This window comes from Helicobacter cholecystus (genome assembly GCF_003364215.1).
Classification (GTDB): Bacteria; Campylobacterota; Campylobacteria; order Campylobacterales; family Helicobacteraceae; genus Helicobacter_G; species Helicobacter_G cholecystus.
Window position 1 is genome coordinate 1 of the sequence record NZ_NXLU01000009.1, and the last position, 14,992, is coordinate 14,992.

The following is a 14,992-nucleotide window of genomic DNA, read 5'->3' on the forward strand; positions in this document are numbered from 1 at the left end:
CTCCTTTTTTTAAAGGCAACCTAAATAAAAGCTTAGACAAAATCAAATCTTAAATTAATCAATCTTACACTAAAATTTACAGAGATGTTCATAAAATTTTGAATTTTTCTTCTAATTTTTATAATCTTTTAGATTTATCTAAGAGGTTTCATTGCAGAATTGTTAAAATCAAATATTTTTTCCTCTGAAACTAACTTTTAAATTTTTTTGGTTATGATAAAAAACATTATTTGATTTATGTTTATAAGGTGTGAGAATGTTAGAAATTTTAATGATTGAAGATGATGTAGAACTTGCAGAGATTTTAGGAGAGTATCTAAGAAAACATGATATGAATGTTACAAGCTATGATGAGCCTTATACAGGAATGAGTGCAGTGAATGCTAAAAAGTTTGATTTGCTCTTGCTTGATTTGACTTTACCTAATCTTGACGGACTTGAGGTTTGCGAGAGAGTAATTAAGCAAAAAAATATTCCTATTATTATCTCTTCAGCCAGAAATGATGTTAATGATAAGATTAAAGCTTTGGAGCTTGGGGCAGATGATTATATTCCTAAGCCTTATGATCCTCAAGAACTTGTAGCAAGAATTCATTCTGTTCTTAGACGATATAATGCAAAATCTCAAGAAGAAAAACAAAGAAAAGATCACCAAGATATTTTTGAAGTGCGTCCTGAAAGTCGAGAAATCCTTTTTAAGGGTAAGAGATTAGAGCTTACAAAGGCAGAATATGAGATTATGTCTTTACTATTAAGCAAAGTGGGACAAGTTTTTTCAAGAGAATCTATTGCAATTGAAACAAAATCAATCAATCCAGAAAGCTCCAATAAGAGTATTGATGTAATTATTGGAAGATTGAGAGCTAAAATTGAACAAAATCCAAAAACACCTGAGTATATTATCTCAGTGCGAGGGGTAGGCTATAAGGTTGAAATCAATCGCTAATGTTTAAAAGATTTTTACTTGATAGTTCAATCTTTATTAAAATTGGTGGACTTTTTCTTTTTGCACTGTTAAGTTTTTTAGGATTTTCTTTTTATTTTATCAAAGATCAAATAGAGCAAGATAATCAAAGAGAGGAGCTACGTTATCGCTATTTTATCAGTACCATTTCTCCAATTGTCCGTGAGAGCCAAGATATTGATGAAGTTTATCAATATCTTGAAGAATTTGGATTTAAGGCAACACTTGAGCCACGCATTAAAGAACAGCTGATTAACACTAATCCCCTCCCTCCAAATTTTCAAGGAGTTTTTGCAAAAACGCTTAAAACTGATAGTGGGATTTATATTTTGCTTCAAACAGATAAAAAAGCATGGCTTTTTAAATACTCTCCTAATAATTCGTTTCTAAATTTCTATATTATTACCTTGGTTGCGATTGTTGTATTATCCTTTATGTTTGTTTTATTGCTAAGAGCTTTCTTTCCCCTTAAGTTTTTACACTCCAATATTAAGAAATTTGCTGAAGGGGATTTAGATATTTCTTGCCGTTTAGATCAGCGTGATGAAATTGGTGAGCTTGCTCAGGAGTTTGATAATGCTGTAGCAAAGATCAGAGCTTTAAATGAATCAAGGGCTTTGTTTTTACGTTCAATTATGCATGAACTTAATACTCCTATTACTAAGGGAAGATTGATTACTGCAATGCTTGAAAATGGAGTAGCTAAGGAAAGATTGAACTCTGTTTTTACACGATTAGGAGATTTGATTACTGAATTTGCCAAACTTGAACAGATGAATTCTAAAACTTATAAAATCAAAAAAAGAGAATTTCTTTTAAGTGAAGCAATTAATGAAACAAAGATAATGTTATTGATTGATCATGAGGAGAGAATTGTTCTTCAAGATGAGAATGATCTTATTAAGGCAGATTTTGAGCTTTTTACCCTTGCACTTAAAAATCTTTTTGATAATGCTATTAAGTATGGGGAAGATAAAAAGGTGTATATTAAGTCCCAAATGCAAAATCTTGTAGTAAGTAATAAAGGTAAGCCACTCAAAGCAGAATTTAGCGAATATTTCAAACCCTACTTTAAAGAGAATAATTCTCAAGGTTTTGGTTTGGGACTTTATATCATTAAAAATGTCTTAGAATCTCAAAAATTTGACATTACTTATGAGTATGAAAATGGATTTAACCATTTCATTATCCATGGCTGTGTTGTTGAGAATTCTTGCAAAATAAAAGGAAAAAGAAATGAGACTTAGACGACTTAGAATGAATCCTAGAATGCGGGATTTAGTAAGAGAAACGAGATTAGATATTGCACAATTTATCTATCCTCTTTTTGTGATTGATCAAAATGATTGCAAAATTCCTGTTGCTTCAATGCCCGATGTCTATCAAATGAGCATTAACTATATTTTGCAAGAGTGTAGAGATTTGATGGATTTGGGGATTTATAATATTTTACTTTTTGGGATTCCATCCCATAAAGATGAAAGAGGAAGCTCTGCTTTAGGAGATAGTATTGTAGCAAGAGCAGTAAAAGCAATTAAAGAAAAATACCCTTCTATGTTTGTGAGTGTGGATTTATGTTTTTGTGAATATACAAGTCATGGACATTGTGGAATCTTGCAAGGACAGAGTGTGAATAATGATGAAACACTTGAGATTTTGGGAACGCAAGCACTTGACTTAGCACGAGCAGGAGCGGATATGATAGCTCCTAGTGGAATGATGGATCATACTACGGCATATTTAAGAAAAACTCTTGATGATGCAGGATTTATTCATTTGCCAATTATGAGCTATTCAACAAAATTTGCAAGTGCATATTATGGTCCCTTCAGAGATGTAGCTCAATCTACCCCTAGTTTTGGAGATAGAAGAACTTATCAAGAAGATGGTGCAAATCGTAAAGAGGCGATTAGAGAGAGTTTGCTTGATGAGAGTGAGGGCGCAGATATTTTAATGGTTAAGCCAGCTTTGGCATATTTGGATATTGTGCGTGATATCGCAGAAGCAAGTTTACTTCCATTGGCACTTTATAATGTGAGCGGAGAGTATAGCATGCTTAAACTCGCAGGAGAGGCAGGAATTATAGATTATGAAAAAGTTGTGATGGAGACGATGATCAGTTTTAAGAGAGCGGGAGCAAATATTATTATTAGTTACCACACAAAAGAGGTTGCAAGGTTGTTAAAAAGTGATCTTTGGGGATAAAACTCAAAAAAGTTTATTTTTTTAAAACATTATAAGCATTCTTAAATTTAAGTCGTATAATTAATAAAAACTATGATTAAGGAGTCAGAATGCAACAATTACAAGGCAGGGCATACAATGTCTTTGATAATATTTTAAATAAAGCAAAAGAAAAGGGAAGAATTAGGGTTTCTGTTGCTCAGCCAACTGATGAAACAAGCTTAAGTGGAGTCGTGGATTCTTATAATGCTGGATTAATTGATCCAATTTTAATTGGAGATGAGAACAAGATTAATGCAACAGCCAAAGAATTTGGGCTAGATATTTCCGCTTTTGAGATTATTAATATTATTGAAGATAAGGATACAGCAACAAAAGCTGCCGAGCTTGCTACAAAAGGTGAAGTCAGGGCAATTATGAAGGGCAATCTTCACACAAATGACATTATGAGTGCAGTGGTTAAAAGAGATGCAAATCTTAGAACAGATCGAAGTATTACCCATGCTTTTATTCTTGATATTCCAGCTTATCATAAAGCACTTTTTATTGCAGATGCAGCAATTAATATTGCCCCTGATATTAATGCAAAAATGAGCATTATTAAAAACACAGTTGATTTAGCCCATAAACTTGGAATCCAAACCCCAAAGGTTGGGCTTTTGAGTGCAGTTGAAATGCCTTATGAAAAAATTCCTAGTTCCATAGAGGCTCATGAGCTTACTCAAAGGGCAAAAACAGAAGTAGCTAATGCTCTTATTTATGGACCTTTAGCATTTGATAATGCGATTTCAGCAGTTTCAGCAAAGATTAAAAAGATTGATTCTGAAGTTTGTGGTGATCCAGATATTTTAATTGCCCCACAAATTGAGGCAGGAAATATTCTCTTTAAAGCTCTTGTATATCTCGCTTATGCAAAAGTTGCAGGGGTTGTGTTGGGTGCAAAAGTGCCAGTTATTTTGACTTCAAGGGCAGATAATGCAGAAGCAAGAGTAGCAAGTTCGGCTTTGGCAGTTTTAGCAAGTGAATAATATTTTTTAGAAGAGGAGTAAAAATATGAAAGAAATGATTTTAGTGATTAATGCGGGAAGTTCAAGTTTGAAATTTAAAATTTTTGATACCCAAACTCAAGCAATTGCTTCAGGACAAGTTGAAGGAATTGATCTTGCTCCAAGCTTTAAGGCAAAAGATGCACAGGGCAACACACTTGCAGAATATAAGTGGAGTGAGAAAGAGGCACATAATCATGCCTTGGTACTTGATTATCTTTTTGCTTGGATTATGGAGACTTATAAAGATTATACAATTAAAGCTTGTGGACATCGCGTAGTGCATGGTGGAACTATTTTTAAAGAATCAGCATTAATTACTGATAAGGTAGTTGCGGATATTGAGAGCCTTGTTCCTCTGGCTCCATTGCATCAACCTCATAATCTTAGAGTGATTAAACTTTTAAGAGAGAAATTTCCAAATATTCCACAAGTTGCAGTATTTGATACTGCATTTCATCAAACAATGCAGGGAAATGCAACATTGTATGCAATCCCTTATGCACTCTATAAAGAAGGTGTAAGACGCTATGGAATGCATGGGACTTCGTATGCTTACATTGCAAAAGTCCTTAAAGAAAAATATCCTGAAGTTGCAAATCAAAGAGTAATTATTGCTCATATTGGTTCTGGTGCTTCTCTTTGTGCGATTAAGGAGGGAAAATCAGTTATGACAACAATGGGATTTACGGCTCTTGATGGTGTAAGTATGGGAACACGTCCAGGAAGCATTGATCCAGGAATCTTGCTTTATTTGATGGAAAATAAAGGATATGGAGTTGATGAGATTAGAGATTTTCTCTATTATAAAAGCGGAGTAGGTGGGCTTTCTGAATTTAGCTCAAATTTCTATACACTTGAAATGAATATAGATAAAAATGAAGGTGCTAAGAGAGCTATAGATTTTATGTATTATCGTGTATCTGAGGAGATTGCAAGACTGACAGTGAGCCTTGGTGGTGTAGATGCAATAGTTTTTACAGCAGGTGTTGGGGAGAATAGTGCATATTTTAGAGACTGTGTGTGTAAAACCCTCTCTTATCTTGGAATTAGGATTGATGACAATAAGAATAATACAAGGGGAGTAGAGCAAATTAATGCCAATGATAGCCAAGTTTCAGTCTTTGCAATCCCAACAAATGAAGAGCTTATGATTGTGCTTGATACAATGAGATTAAGCAAGTAGCTTTATAAAGAAAATAGGGGGTTATTTTCTTGTAGGCAAAGCTTGCGCAATATGTTTTAGCCCTACACCAAAGTCGATCAATGCAGAATGAATGAGTTCTACCCTAATAGAGAATCCAATCGCATCCAAAGGAATATCTTCATACAATAATCGTGCATGAGTTCCCCTTAAAGATTTAAAATTTACATCTTTTCCAATCATAATACTAATTCTGAAAGAGATTTTCTAAAATTTTTCAATTCCTCTTTCTGTTTCAGATTTCTTTTAGTGTAACTAATTTTCTGAAAAAAATCAATGTTTTTTGGAGAATAAGATTAAAGATAAAAGTCAAGAAAATATAGAAATAAATTGGGGATTTAATCGAGGAATGGTGTCAAGAGGGGGACTTGAACCCCCGACCTCCGGCTTATGAGACCAGCGCTCTAAACCAGCTGAGCTACCTTGACATAATTAAATGTTATAGAGACTGAAAGTTTATAAAAAAAGTAAAAAAAAATCAAGAGTCAACTTGAGTTTATTTATAAAAACTTAAAGATGAGTAGTTTAATGATGATATCTCAAGGTGTAAAGGTCAAAAATGTTACTACTAGAAACATAATTCTTAAAAAATAAAAAAAAGTGTAAAAATTTTATAAGAAAAAGTAAAAAATAAAATAGAATGGAAATGATTTTTTAAACTTTTTAATAAGGAGGAAAAATGTTCTATACAGCATTGGCATTTTTACCTATTATATTAATTCTTGTTATGATGATTGGATTACGAAAATCTTCGGCCCTTTCACTTGGATTGGCACTAGTTCTGAGTATTGTAATTGCTTTTGGTTTTTGGAAGATGGATCTAACTGCTATAAGCGCATATATATTGTTTGGACTGCTTAAGACATTTGATATCTTGGTGATTGTTTTTGGCGCAATTCTTATTCTTAATACCCTTAAATATAGTGGAGGAATGGATTCAATTAATCGTGCATTTAACTCCATTTCAACTGATAGAAGAATTCAAATCATTATTATTGGTTGGGCATTTGGTGCATTTATTGAGGGTGCTGCAGGATTTGGAACACCAGCAGCCCTTGCAGCTCCACTTCTTGTTGGTTTGGGGTTTCCAGCCCTTGCAGCTGCAATGGGAGCGTTGATTATGAACTCAAGCCCTGTAAGTTTTGGAGCTGTTGGAACTCCAACAAATGGAATTAAAACTTCGGTTGCCCAGCTTGTGGGAAGTGGAATTGATGGCTATATGTCAGAAGTTACATTTCTAACAGCTTTTATTCACTCATTTGCAGCAATGGTCGTGCCAACATTGGTTGTGTTTATGCTTGTAAAGTTTTTTGGAAAGAATAAGAGTTTTAAGGATGCATTACCTATTATTCCTTTCTCCATTTTCTCTTCTATTATGTTTATTATCCCTTACCTTTTGATTGCAAAATATGGTGGATTTGAAATTCCTTCACTCATTGGAGGTTTGATTTGTCTTGGGATTCTTGTTTTTGCAGCAAAAACAGGCTTTCTTGTTCCTAAGCAAACTTGGGATTTTGATTTAAGTAATAAGTGGCCTGATTTTTGGGTAGGAAGCCAGAAAAAAGAAGAGCCAAAAGAACATAAAAAGATTGGAATTTTTTTAGCATGGGTGCCTTACTTGCTTATTTCTCTTATCCTTGTTGCAACAAGGATTCCCCAATTTGGTTTAAAAGAAAAACTTGTAGCACTTAAAATTTCTTTTCCTCCCATTTTTGACGTAGCCAATACTGCATATAGCTTCTCTTATGCTTATCTTCCTGGAATTGTTCCTTTTATTTTGGTGGCAATTTTAACAATCTTCTTACATAAGATGGATATTAATGAGGTTAAAGAGGCTTGGAGTACTACATTTAAACAGGTAGGAAAAGCAGTTATTCCACTTTGTGCAGGTGTTGCAATGGTTCAACTTATGTTAAATACTGGAAATAATCCCGAACATTTAGATTCTATGCTTAGAATGATGGCTAAGTTCTTTGCAGATATTTCTGGACAAGCTTATGTTATAGTTGCACCACTTATAGGGGTTTTGGGAGCCTTTTTCTCAGGATCGAATACTGTTTCAAATCTTCTTTTTGCCCCATTGCAATTTGAAGCAGCTCAGCTTGTAGGGCTTAAAACACAAGTCATTATGGCACTTCAAAATATTGGAGGTGCGGCAGGAAATATGATTTGTATCAACAATATTGTTGCAGTTTGCGCAACAGTGGGATTAATAGGTAAAGGAGAGCATCGACTGCTCACTTATAATATTTTACCTTGTCTGCTTTATTGTGTTATTACTGTGAGTATTGCTGTATTTTTATTGTAGGAGAGAAAATGAAGGCATATTTTTTTGGAACCTGTCTTGGAGGTGTAGCTTACTCTAAGGCCCTAATTAGCTCAATTAAGCTTTTACAGTATTTTGGTGTAGAGGTGATTTATAAAAAAGATCAAACTTGTTGCGGGCAACCAAGCTATAACTCAGGCTATTATGATGAAACTCGCAGAGTTGCTTTAAAGAATCTTGAGCTCTTTAGCAAACCTTATCCTATTATTGTCCCTTCTGGTTCTTGTGCTGGAATGATGATGCATGATTATCATCATCTTTTTGAAGAGACAAATCAAGAAGATAGGGTAAGAGAGTTTAGTAATCGTGTTTTTGATTTGAGTGATTTTTTAATTGAAAATCTTGGTGTTACCCTTAAAGATCAGGGAGACCCTGTCAAAGTAACTTGGCATTCTAACTGCCATGCCTTAAGAATTGCACGTTGCACAGAGAGCTCAAAAAAACTTCTTAGAATGCTTAAAAATGTCACTCTTATTGAGCTTGATAAAGAGGAAGAGTGTTGTGGTTTTGGTGGAACTTTTAGCATTAAAGAACCAGAAGTAAGTCAAGCGATGGTGGAGAGAAAGGTTAAAGATATTATGAGTAAAGATGTGGAATACATTATCTCGGGAGATGGGGGATGTTTGCTTAATATTGCTGGAGCATTGCAAAAGATTAATGCCCCTGTTAAGCCTATGCATCTCTATGAATTTCTAGCCCAACGCGTTGGTTTAGCGTAAGGAGAAAAAAGATGAATTCAAAAGAACTTATTTCACAAAAATTACACGATAAACAGCTTAGGGAAAATCTAGAATATGCAATGAGCATGCTTCAAACCAATCGTAAAAAACTTATTGCGGAGCGATATGCTGATTGGGAAACACTGAGAGAAGAGGGAAGAAAAGTCAAACAAAATACTCTTTCAAGACTTCCTGAACTTTTAGAGAGATTTGAGAAAAAAGCAAGTGAAAATGGAATTAAAGTGCATTGGGCAAGTAATCCTAATGAGGCTAATGAGATTATCTACAATATTGCCAAAGAAAATAATGTTGATACAATCCTTAAGGGTAAATCTATGGCAAGCGAGGAAATCCATCTTAATCACTATTTGCAACATCGAGGTATTAAGGCAATTGAGACAGATTTAGGTGAGATTATTATCCAACTTATTGACGAGCCACCTGTGCATATTGTTGTGCCTGCAATTCATAAAAATCGCTATGAAATCGGAGAGATTTTTGAAAAACATCTTAAGGTTGAGCGCTTTAGTGAGCCAAAAGATCTTAATGCAGTGGCAAGAACACATTTAAGAAAAGAATTTAAAACTTTTAAAATGGGACTTTCAGGGGTAAATTTTGCAATCGCTGATGAAGGAGCAATTTGGCTGCTTGAGAATGAAGGAAATGGGAGAATGAGCACGACTGTCCCTGATATCCATGTAGCAATTTGTGGGATTGAAAAAATTGTAGAAAAATTTGATGATGCTGTGATTTTAGATACCCTGCTTATCCCCTCAGCTACAGGCCAGAGCATCACTTGTTACAATAATATCATCACTTCTCCTAGAAAAGAAGGGGATTTGGATGGTCCAAAAGAAGTGCATGTGATTTTATTGGATAATCACAGAAGTGATATTCTCTCCCATAAACATTATGCAAAAGCTTTAAGTTGTATTCGTTGTGGGTCTTGTATGAATCACTGTCCAGTCTATGACAAAATTGGAGGTCATGCCTATGGTGCGACTTATCCAGGACCTATTGGAGAAGTTATTTCTCCTCAGCTTTTTGGGATTGATAAATATGGTTATATCCTTAACCTCTGTTCACTTTGTGGACGATGTTCTGAGGTTTGTCCTGTGAAAATTCCACTCGCAGAAATGATTAGAGATTTGCGATATGAAAAAGTCAAAGAGAAAAAAGAGAAGATCTTAGGGATTAATCACATTCCAAATAAGAGGGTTGAGAAAGCATCATTTGGAATATTTGCTTGGCTTGCTACAACACCTTGGATGTGGAGAGTGCTCATGTGGAATATTAATCTTTTTGGTTCATTTGCCAAACCTTTTGCCTCTCTGATCCCAGGGCTTAAGCAATGGACATCTTGCCGAGCATTTCCAAAACTTGATGCAAACTTCCAATCAGAAGTAAAAAAAATGGAAGGAGTAATTTATGAGTAAAGAAAGAATTCTGCATAAAGTCCAAGACGCACTCAAAAAAAATCCAATCCAACATGAAAGTGGAAGTTATAGAGATATTATTATCCCTATTGAGCAAGAGAGGATTACAGAATACATTCGTGCCCAAAGGGCCAATAAGGCTGAGGTGATTGAGAGTGAGGAATCTCAAATCTTAAAAGTTATAGAAGAGATCTTACAAAAAGAAAAAATTGAGAGTATTTTGGTGCCAACAAGTCTTGCATATCTTGAGCTCAGTGTTCAAAAGATTAACTATGACAAGAGTATTGAAGAGATGAAAGATAAACTTTTCAATATAGATTGTTCAATTTTGCAAGCAGATTTTGGTGTGAGCAATCTTGGGATTGTTTCAGTCATCTCTTCTCCAACCCAAGCAAGACTTCTTTCGCTCATTACACGTTGCAATATCATTCTTTTGAAAAAAGAGAAAATTTTAGGCAATATGTCTGAAGTCTTGCAAACAATCAAAGCTCAGCACCCCAATATTTTACCTAGCAATATTCTTTTTATCGCAGGTCCTTCAAGAACGGCTGATATTGAATTGCAAGTTGTTTTTGGAGTGCATGGCCCTCAGAGCGTATATATTGTTCTTTATTGATTCTGCAAAGTTCTCTTTGCAGAGTTTCCTTTTTCTTCTGTAAAAGTGTAAAATTCCTTATCTATTTTTCCACCAAGGTTTTTGATGTTAGATTTTTTTATTGCTAATAAAAAGGCATTTATTGATATTTTGAGTATTTGGATTTTGGCGGTGATGATGCCTGGACCTGATATGTTTTTAGTGATTTCTAGCTCAATAAAAGAAGGAAGGCCTTATGCTCTAGCATGTGTTTTTGGAATTGTGGTGGGGACCTTGGTATGGCTTATTGTAGGTTTTTTTCTTATTGGCATACTTTCTAAAACTTCATTTTTTGATTGGGTGAAATTCGTTGGGGGAAGTTATCTGATTTATATGACACTCAAAATGCTTCCTTCACTCTTTGCGCCTACACCCAATCCTCAAGATTATCAAAGTCAAGGCAGTACAAAAAAAGGCTTTTTTTATGGAGTGCTCACCAATCTCTCTAATCCTAAAGCACCTATTTTTGTAAGTGTGATTTTAAGTGCTTTGCCTCCTCACACTCCATTAGAAAATAATTTAATTTTATTTTTAATGATGCTCATTATTCCCACACTTTGGTTTAGCTTTGTTGCTCAAGTCTTTAGCATTAAAAGATTTTTTAATCTATTTTTAAAATATTCTAAGATTATTGATATTTTAGCCATTATTATTTTTGGAGCAGTTGGAATAGAGCTTGTGATTCACTCAATCCAAAAACTTTTTTAAATACTTTTTTTGTTCAAATGCACAAGTGAGGGGAGAGGGGTGAGAGAAGAGGAGTCAAAAAATCTTAATATACTCTCTCTCATCACTTTAGGATCTCGTATATTATTAACTTCATTGCGATATTCACTTGCTCCTTGATGTCCTTTGGCATAAGCATGGAGATTTTTTCTAAACATGACACAACCAAATTCACCATAAAACTCCACCATTAAATCAAAGTGCTCTAAAATTAATTCTTTTTTAAGCATTGTAGGGATTTGTTCAGTATTGTTTTTGATTTGCCAAAAAATCCAAGGAGCATTAAGTGCTGCGCGACCAATCATTACACCATTAGCACCTGTTGTTTGCAATACTTCTTTGGCTTTTGAAGGGGAATTAATTTCTCCATTGGCAATTAAAGGGACATTGATGACTTCTTTCATCATTTTAATACTTTCATAATCAATGCGATCTTTTTTGTATCCATCGGTTTTGGTTCGTCCATGCACGACACAAAAATCTACCCCACTATCATTAATCGCATGAGCGATTTCAATGGGGATTTTGCGATCAAAGCCTAATCGCACCTTTACACTTGTATAGGGCTTATTTGAGGTAGATTTAATAGTTTGTAGACATTTAACCATTTGATTTAGGTCTTTAAGTAATCCACTTCCATTGCCATGATGAGAAACTTTTGGGGCAGGGCAGCCACAATTAAAGTCAATAATATCAATACCATCTCTATCATTGAGCATTTGCACTGCTTGAGTGAGCACATCAGGTTTTGAGCCTGAAAGTTGAATGGAGTATGGAGTTTCAAAGGGAGATTTTTCAAGCATTTTAAGGGTTTTTTTGCTTTGGTATACAAGGGCATGAGAACTAATCATTTCACTCACTGTAATGTCCACACCAAACTTTTTAACTACACTGCGAAAGGGGAGATCTGTAAAACCAGCAAGTGGAGCAAGCATTAAAAGATTGTCAAATACAATCTTAGCCATTGCGTTCCTTGTAATAAGAGTAATCAAAACTTTTTAAAAGCTCAAACTCTCCATTCTCCTTAATCACACCAAGGGAGGGGAGGGGAACACCATTAAAGGTAGTATTTTTTACAATGGTGTAATGAATCATATCATCAAAGAGGATCTTATCCCCAATCTCTAAGGGCGTATTAAAACTATAATCTCCAATTACATCTCCAGAGAGGCAGGTATTACCCCCAAGGCGATAGGTAAAGAGACCAACCCCTTCTCCACAATCCTCTTCAAGCACACCATTACTCATTTTGGTTACTTTTGGACGATAAGGCATTTCAAGACAATCAGGCATGTGTGCAGAGGCTGAAACATCTAAAATTGCTATATTGCCCTCATTTTGCACAATATCTACAACTTCTGCAAGAAGAAATCCACATTGCCACCCCACAGCCTCTCCAGGCTCCAAAAATACTTCTACCCCATAGCTTTCTTTAAGGTTTTTGAGTAAAGAAATAAGTAGAGAGAGATTGTAGCCTTTTTTGCTGATATGGTGTCCTCCGCCAAGATTAATCCATTTCATTGTTGAAAAATAGGGTTCAAAATGAGCTTTGATGTGATCAAGTGTGCGTTGTAAGACATCACTATCTTGCTCACAATGGGTATGAAAATGAAGCCCACTCACTCCCTCAAGTCCAAATTCTTTAACACCTTTTTCAAATTCACTGGGTGTGATTCCAAGACGAGATTTAGGAGAGCAAGGATTGTAGATCATTGGAGAGACTTCACTATAAAGGGGATTTAGCCTTAATCCCACTTCAATCAGAGTTTTTCCTTTTGCTTGAAGCTCTTCATTGGCTTGTGTGATGATATGTTTAAAGCGTTGCCATTGTGTAAAGGAATTAAAAATAATATGAGTGGCAATTTTAACAAGTTCTTTAATTTCCTCTTCTTTATAAGCTGGAGAGAAGACACAAATCTCTTTTGCCTCCTCTCTTCCTCCTAAGGTTTCATACCCCAATCTTGCCTCATACAATCCACTTGCAGTGCTTCCACAAAGATAGGGTTTTAAAAGATCAAAACTTCTCCAAAATGCAAAGCCTTTGAGTGCGACAAGGATTTTTGCCCCACTAGCTTTTTGCACAGAATCTAAGATTTGGAGATTATGTAAAAGTTTTTGTTCCTCTAGTACATAGCAAGGAGAAGGGATTTTAATAAGCAATGCGAAATCCTATGCTTCCTCCATTAATATTGAGGGTATTATTTTCAAAGTCTTTATACATTGCCCAAGTATAAGAAGTAAAGATTTTAAAATAGTTATTGATATTGAAGGTTATATCAAGTCCTATTGTAGGCTCCCAAGAGAGATAATATTGCTTTGCATTAAGGTTATTTCGCTCTAAAATCTTTGCTCCATAGCCAACTTTTGGTAAAACACTTAGCCATTTAAGAGGCGTCCAATCCCATACCCAAAAAAAAGAGATTAAATAGAGTTTATTGTTATTTTTGTTGATATCCACAGGGACAAATATATCAGCAAGGATTCCCATTTTATTGTAATCCCAAATCCCATAGCCAATATCTAAGCCTTGGTGACCAGTGCTAAGGTAAGTATATGCAATACTGGCTTGAAATTTTCTGCCCCATAATTTTTGAGTTTGTGTCATTTCTTCTTGCTCTTGTTTAGGCTTTTGTTCTTCTGCATAAAGTGAGCAAAAATTTAGAAATAAAAAAGTGACAAACAAGAATCTTGACATTTATTTTTCTTCAAGAAGGAAATGTTTGACAATATCTTCAATTTCTTTAGGATTAGATTTTGAAACAAATCCATTTGCATCTAAGCTCATTGCCATATCTTCATTACTACTTCCACTCATTGAAGAATTGACAACAACAGGAATAGAAGAGGTAAGAGGATTGGCTTTAACTTGTTTAATCACCTCAAAACCACTGACTTCTGGCATTTCTAGATCTGTAATAATTAAACCAATTTCATCAAGATTGGTTGTAGGTGCTTTGAGATAGTCAAGTAGAGCTTTTCCATTGTAGAAGCTACAATACTTAACGTGGAGACAATCTAAAATATTTTGCATGGTTTTAATCACAATTGGGCTATCGTCTGCAAGTAAAACTGTTTTATTGATATTGAGTTTTGTAAGAGTTTCAAGCTCTTTTTGTTTTTCTGATTCAATCCATGGGAAGACATCAATGAGCATTTTTTCAATATCTACAATTTGAACCAATCTCTCATCAAAGTATTGAGTGCGACTCACAAATTTTCCATTTCTCAAATCTGAGCTAAAGTCAATCTCATGTTCAATTTCTTCCCATTTTTTATTGAGAATTCGATCAGCTTGATAAATTCTTACCCCAACTGTCCAGCGTGAAAATTCACAAATCATAATAATTTCTTCACCATCATTAGGCTGTACACCATAGGGTTGAAGATCTTTTTGAGGTTCATTGCTATTGAAATAAAACCATTTTCTCATATCAATCAAAGGAATATTTAATCCACGAATTGTTATTAATCCCTCAATGAGTGAATTTTTTTCATAGGTTACCTTGGTGATTAAACCTTTATATTTAATAATCTCGCGAACCTTAAAAACATTGACTGCATAGATATCTCCATCTTTTTCAAGATAGAAGCACAAGAGCTGAAGCTCATTATTTTTGTGAAGATTTGTAACCTGAACAATACTTGAGAGATTCATATTTTCCATCCATTTTATAGATTTATGGTTTGAAATTTTATCAAAAAACACTCCAAAAATCCCAAGATTCTAAGAATGCTAAAGGGATTTTTGGAGAA

The 14,992-nt window shown here is 34.6% G+C and carries 15 protein-coding genes and 1 tRNA gene; 10 read left to right on the plus strand and 6 right to left on the minus strand.

Annotated elements, in window-relative coordinates; genetic code table 11:
- Window positions 1-256: 256 nt before the first annotated feature.
- The 5 genes from CQA62_RS06095 (at window position 257) to CQA62_RS06115 (ending at window position 5,380) form a co-directional block, all read left to right on the plus strand.
- The gene (locus CQA62_RS06095; RefSeq protein ID WP_104725212.1) at window positions 257-946 is read left to right on the plus strand and encodes a response regulator transcription factor; all 690 of its coding nucleotides are present in this window, start codon (window positions 257-259) and stop codon (window positions 944-946) included.
- The gene (locus tag CQA62_RS06100) at window positions 946-2,211 is read left to right on the plus strand and encodes an ArsS family sensor histidine kinase (protein ID WP_104725211.1); all 1,266 of its coding nucleotides are present in this window, start codon (window positions 946-948) and stop codon (window positions 2,209-2,211) included. Before CQA62_RS06095 ends, CQA62_RS06100 begins: the two co-directional genes overlap by 1 nt.
- Window positions 2,201-3,169 (plus strand): porphobilinogen synthase, encoded by a 969-nt coding sequence (gene hemB / locus CQA62_RS06105; RefSeq protein WP_104725210.1) that lies wholly within the window; start codon window positions 2,201-2,203, stop codon window positions 3,167-3,169. The genes CQA62_RS06100 and hemB overlap by 11 nt, the downstream gene beginning before the upstream one ends.
- A gap of 89 nt (window positions 3,170-3,258) precedes the next feature.
- On the plus strand, window positions 3,259-4,176 hold the full coding sequence (locus CQA62_RS06110; RefSeq protein ID WP_104725209.1) for a bifunctional enoyl-CoA hydratase/phosphate acetyltransferase: 918 nt from the start codon (window positions 3,259-3,261) through the stop codon (window positions 4,174-4,176).
- A 25-nt stretch (window positions 4,177-4,201) separates the two neighbouring features.
- A complete protein-coding gene (locus CQA62_RS06115; protein WP_104725208.1) occupies window positions 4,202-5,380 on the plus strand; it encodes an acetate/propionate family kinase in 1,179 nt (392 codons plus the stop codon).
- A gap of 21 nt (window positions 5,381-5,401) precedes the next feature.
- On the opposite strand, the gene CQA62_RS06120 is transcribed toward CQA62_RS06115, so the two are convergent.
- Together CQA62_RS06120 and CQA62_RS06125 are read right to left on the minus strand one after the other, a co-directional pair.
- Window positions 5,402-5,581 carry a hypothetical protein gene (locus CQA62_RS06120; protein WP_115585139.1) on the minus strand — a complete coding sequence of 60 codons (180 nt, stop codon included), beginning with the start codon at window positions 5,579-5,581 and terminating at the stop codon, window positions 5,402-5,404.
- Window positions 5,582-5,748: 167 nt separating this feature from the next.
- Window positions 5,749-5,826, minus strand: a tRNA-Met gene (locus CQA62_RS06125).
- A gap of 251 nt (window positions 5,827-6,077) precedes the next feature.
- On the opposite strand from CQA62_RS06125, the gene CQA62_RS06130 reads away from it, so the two are divergent.
- From CQA62_RS06130 to CQA62_RS06150, 5 genes are all read left to right on the plus strand, one after another.
- Entirely contained in the window at window positions 6,078-7,706 is a 1,629-nt protein-coding gene (locus tag CQA62_RS06130) for an L-lactate permease (protein WP_104725206.1), read from the plus strand.
- An 8-nt stretch (window positions 7,707-7,714) separates the two neighbouring features.
- A complete protein-coding gene (locus CQA62_RS06135) occupies window positions 7,715-8,443 on the plus strand; it encodes a (Fe-S)-binding protein (RefSeq protein WP_104725205.1) in 729 nt (242 codons plus the stop codon).
- Between the two features lie 11 nt (window positions 8,444-8,454).
- Window positions 8,455-9,879, plus strand: a complete 1,425-nt coding sequence (locus CQA62_RS06140; protein WP_104725204.1) for a LutB/LldF family L-lactate oxidation iron-sulfur protein — start codon at window positions 8,455-8,457, stop codon at window positions 9,877-9,879.
- Entirely contained in the window at window positions 9,872-10,495 is a 624-nt protein-coding gene (locus CQA62_RS06145; protein ID WP_104725203.1) for a LutC/YkgG family protein, read from the plus strand. The genes CQA62_RS06140 and CQA62_RS06145 overlap by 8 nt, the downstream gene beginning before the upstream one ends.
- An 84-nt stretch (window positions 10,496-10,579) precedes the next feature.
- Window positions 10,580-11,221 carry a LysE family translocator gene (locus tag CQA62_RS06150; RefSeq protein WP_104725202.1) on the plus strand — a complete coding sequence of 214 codons (642 nt, stop codon included), beginning with the start codon at window positions 10,580-10,582 and terminating at the stop codon, window positions 11,219-11,221.
- On the opposite strand, the gene CQA62_RS06155 is transcribed toward CQA62_RS06150, so the two are convergent.
- Genes CQA62_RS06155 through CQA62_RS06170 form a run of 4 tightly spaced genes read right to left on the minus strand, consistent with a single transcriptional unit; the run spans window position 11,218 to window position 14,903 of the window.
- A complete protein-coding gene (locus CQA62_RS06155) occupies window positions 11,218-12,204 on the minus strand; it encodes a tRNA dihydrouridine synthase (protein WP_104725201.1) in 987 nt (328 codons plus the stop codon). The two genes, CQA62_RS06150 and CQA62_RS06155, sit on opposite strands and share 4 nt — an antisense overlap.
- Complete coding sequence (gene nspC, locus CQA62_RS06160) at window positions 12,197-13,399, minus strand: carboxynorspermidine decarboxylase (RefSeq protein WP_104725200.1); 1,203 nt, start codon at window positions 13,397-13,399, stop codon at window positions 12,197-12,199. Before nspC ends, CQA62_RS06155 begins: the two co-directional genes overlap by 8 nt.
- Window positions 13,389-13,934, minus strand: coding sequence for a hypothetical protein (locus CQA62_RS06165; RefSeq protein ID WP_104725199.1), 546 nt, complete (start codon window positions 13,932-13,934; stop codon window positions 13,389-13,391). The genes nspC and CQA62_RS06165 overlap by 11 nt, the downstream gene beginning before the upstream one ends.
- Window positions 13,935-14,903: a chemotaxis protein gene (locus CQA62_RS06170; RefSeq protein WP_104725215.1), complete on the minus strand. Its 969-nt coding sequence runs from the start codon at window positions 14,901-14,903 to the stop codon at window positions 13,935-13,937.
- Window positions 14,904-14,992 lie beyond the last annotated feature (89 nt).